This is a genomic window from Skermanella sp., assembly GCF_059503625.1.
The window spans coordinates 1-2,841 of the sequence record NZ_JCACHA010000322.1 but is presented as its reverse complement, the minus strand read 5'-3'; the positions used below and the strand labels follow the sequence as shown (position 1 = coordinate 2,841).

The window sequence follows — 2,841 nt, the reverse complement described above, 5'->3', positions numbered from 1 at the left end:
GGGCGTCGCCGCGCAAGGCAACACGATTCATGTCGCCATCGCCTGCTGGCAATGGCCGAGCTACTTCTCGCCGGAAGCGCGCATGGCCGGCATCAGGCTCCAGACCAGCAAATGGGCGCGGCCGGCTCCCAACACGGCGCCGACAGCCAGCAAGGCCGCCGGCCTCTACATGATCTGCACGATGAGCAAGCATACGGCGGAGAACGAGGGATTCCACGACGCGCTGATGCTGGATTACCGCGGGCGGATCGCCGAGGCGACCGGCGCCAACTTCTTCATGGCGGCCGGCGGCAAGCTGCATACGCCGACGCCGGACTGTTTCCTGGACGGCATCACCCGCCGCACCGTGATCGGCTTGGCCAAGCAACGCGGGATCGAGGTGATCGAGCGGGCGATCATGCCGGAAGAGCTGAAAACAGCCGACGAAATTTTCCTGACCGGGACCGCGGCGGAAGTCACTCCCGTCGGCCAGATCGACGACCTGACATTCACGCCGGGCCGGATCTGCATGACACTGATGAAAGACTACGAGAGGCTTGTGCGGGGTGCTGCGGTCACGGCCGTCGCGGCGGAGTAGGGGCTTCCATCCTGGAACGGTACCGCTGAGCCGTCACTGCGGCTTGGCTTCGGGGTAGATCGCGACGATGCCGTCACGGAAGTCCTTCAGGTGCTCGATCACGCCGTCCACGTCGGCGACGAGACCCTGGAGCGCCACGCCGTCGCGCATCGCCGCCTTCCAGTTTTCCAGCAGCGTCTCGACCGCGTCTTCGGTCGCATAGGAGGACAGGTCGGAGCTTGGCTTGGCCAGCTTCCTGAGCATGTTGCAGATGATATCGGGATCGGCGCTCATCTGAAACCTCCGGCGGTGAAACTCCCCAAATAAATACGCGACCTTGCCTTATGGAAAGTTAATGGCGCAAAAATGCCGTCGTCAGGTTTGCTTCCATCTTTCGGCGGCGTCGTCGTCGCTGTCCTTCGCCTCGACCCACTGGCTGCCCTCGGCGGTTTCTTCCAGCTTCCAGAACGGCGCCCGCGTCTTCAGCCAGTCGATCAGGAAGTGGCAGCTTTCGAAAGCGGCTTCCCGGTGCTTGCTGGCGGTCGCGACCAATACGATCCTGTCGCCCGGTTCCAGCCTGCCGTAGCGGTGGACGATCAGCGAGGCCTGGAGCGGCCAGCGCCGGTTTGCCTCCGCCTCGATCTCGGCAAGCTGCCGCTCGGTCATGCCGGGGTAGTGTTCCAGCGTCATGGCGCTGGGGCCGGAGCCCATTTCCCGCACCAGTCCGATGAAGCTGGTGACGCCGCCGATGCTCGCGTCGCCCTCCGTCAGCGCCGACAGTTCGGCGCCGACGTCGAAGTCTTCGGCCTGTACCCGAATCGTCATGAAGCGCTCAGCCCCCGGTGACCGGCGGGAACAGTGCCACCTCGTCGCCGGCTGCCAGCGGATGGCCGGGCCGGACATATTCCTGGTTGACCGCCACCCGCACCACCGAGGGGTTCTTGAGCGCGTCGGCGAAGTTCGGGCCGCGGGTCTGGAGCCAGCCGATCAGGGAAGCGACGTCGCGGACTTCGGCCGGCGGCGCCACGTCTTCCTGGGAGACTCCGATCTTGGTCCGAAGCCAGGCGAAATAGAGCAGCTTCATGGCGGTTCCTTCGGTTTGCCGGTGCCGTCAGCCGACGCTGCGCGCGGCGCCGGTGGTTCCGTGCGGCTGTCCTGGGTGCGGAGTGGGTTCCGGCTCGGGTTCCCGTTCCTCGTTCATGTGCTTCCAGCCGGCCTGCATATAGTCCCAGCCGGTGATCAGCGTCAGCAATCCGGCGGCCCACAGGCCGATCTCGCCGATCAGTTCGACCGGCAGCCAGGGCGGGCCGTCGTTGCCGACGATCAGGATGCCCAGCGCCACCATCTGGATCGCCGTCTTCCACTTGGCGAGCTTGCTGACCGGCATGCCGACGCGGATGCCCGCCAGGAACTCGCGCAGGCCGGACACCAGCACTTCGCGCAGCAGGATCACGACGGCGGGGAGCACGGAAATGCCGTTGAGCTTGTCCACGGCGACCAGCATGAACAGCACCGCCGCCACCAGCAGCTTGTCGGCGATCGGGTCGAGGAACTTGCCGACGATGGAGACCTGCGACCACGAGCGCGCCAGATAGCCGTCGACATAGTCCGTTATGGCCGCAGCGCCGAACAGGACGCATGCCGTCCAGGCAGCCCAGTGCTCGCGCACGAAGAACAGCCCGATGATGATCGGGATGACGACGATCCGCGAGAGTGTCAGCAGGTTGGGCAGGCTGGTCAGCATGACTGGAGGCTCTGAATTACGGCGGTCCGGCGGATCGTTGGCATTCTAGCCGTCCGGGTGGAAGTGATCATAAATCTTTTTGGCTACGGTTCCGCTAATCCCTTCGACTCCCTCCAGATCCGCCAGCCCGGCCCGCTCGACGGCGCGGGCGGAACCGAAATGGTGGAGCAGCGCCTTCTTGCGGCTCGGGCCGATGCCGGGGATCTCGTCGATCACCGACTGCCCGATCGCCTTGGTGCGCCGCGCCCTGTGGGTCCCGATGGCGAAGCGGTGGGCCTCGTCGCGCAGACGCTGAAGGAAATACAGGACGGGGTCCTTCGGGTCCATACCGAAAGGCGGCCTGCCCGGCATGAAGAAGCGCTCCCGGCCGGCGTTGCGGTCCGGCCCCTTGGCGATCGACACCACGGCGAGGTTCGTGATGTCCAGCTCGTTCATCACCTCCATCGCCGCCGAAAGCTGTCCCTGGCCGCCGTCGATCAGGACGAGGTCGGGCCAAGTGCCGCGCTCGCGGTCCGGGTCCTCCTTGATCGCGCGGGAGAAC

6 protein-coding genes are annotated in these 2,841 nt (G+C 65.7%); 1 reads left to right on the top strand and 5 read right to left on the bottom strand.

Annotated elements, in window-relative coordinates; all coding sequences use genetic code 11:
• Positions 1–577: aminotransferase class IV (locus AC5JJ6_RS07340; protein ID WP_496041407.1), on the top strand; the 577-nt coding region annotated here is incomplete at its 5' end.
• A gap of 33 nt (positions 578–610) precedes the next feature.
• Here the strand turns inward: AC5JJ6_RS07340 and AC5JJ6_RS07335 are convergent.
• The 5 genes from AC5JJ6_RS07335 to AC5JJ6_RS07315 form a co-directional block, all read right to left on the bottom strand.
• On the bottom strand, positions 611–850 hold the full coding sequence (locus AC5JJ6_RS07335) for a hypothetical protein (protein WP_496041406.1): 240 nt from the start codon (positions 848–850) through the stop codon (positions 611–613).
• Between the two features lie 81 nt (positions 851–931).
• Entirely contained in the window at positions 932–1,381 is a 450-nt protein-coding gene (locus tag AC5JJ6_RS07330; RefSeq protein WP_496041405.1) for a molybdenum cofactor biosynthesis protein MoaE, read from the bottom strand.
• A gap of 7 nt (positions 1,382–1,388) precedes the next feature.
• Positions 1,389–1,640: a molybdopterin converting factor subunit 1 gene (gene moaD / locus AC5JJ6_RS07325; protein ID WP_044433659.1), complete on the bottom strand. Its 252-nt coding sequence runs from the start codon at positions 1,638–1,640 to the stop codon at positions 1,389–1,391.
• Between the two features lie 27 nt (positions 1,641–1,667).
• Complete coding sequence (gene pgsA / locus AC5JJ6_RS07320) at positions 1,668–2,300, bottom strand: CDP-diacylglycerol--glycerol-3-phosphate 3-phosphatidyltransferase (RefSeq protein ID WP_496041404.1); 633 nt, start codon at positions 2,298–2,300, stop codon at positions 1,668–1,670.
• A 45-nt stretch (positions 2,301–2,345) separates the two neighbouring features.
• On the bottom strand, positions 2,346–2,841 hold a 496-nt coding region (locus AC5JJ6_RS07315), incomplete at its 5' end, for a helix-hairpin-helix domain-containing protein (RefSeq protein ID WP_496041403.1).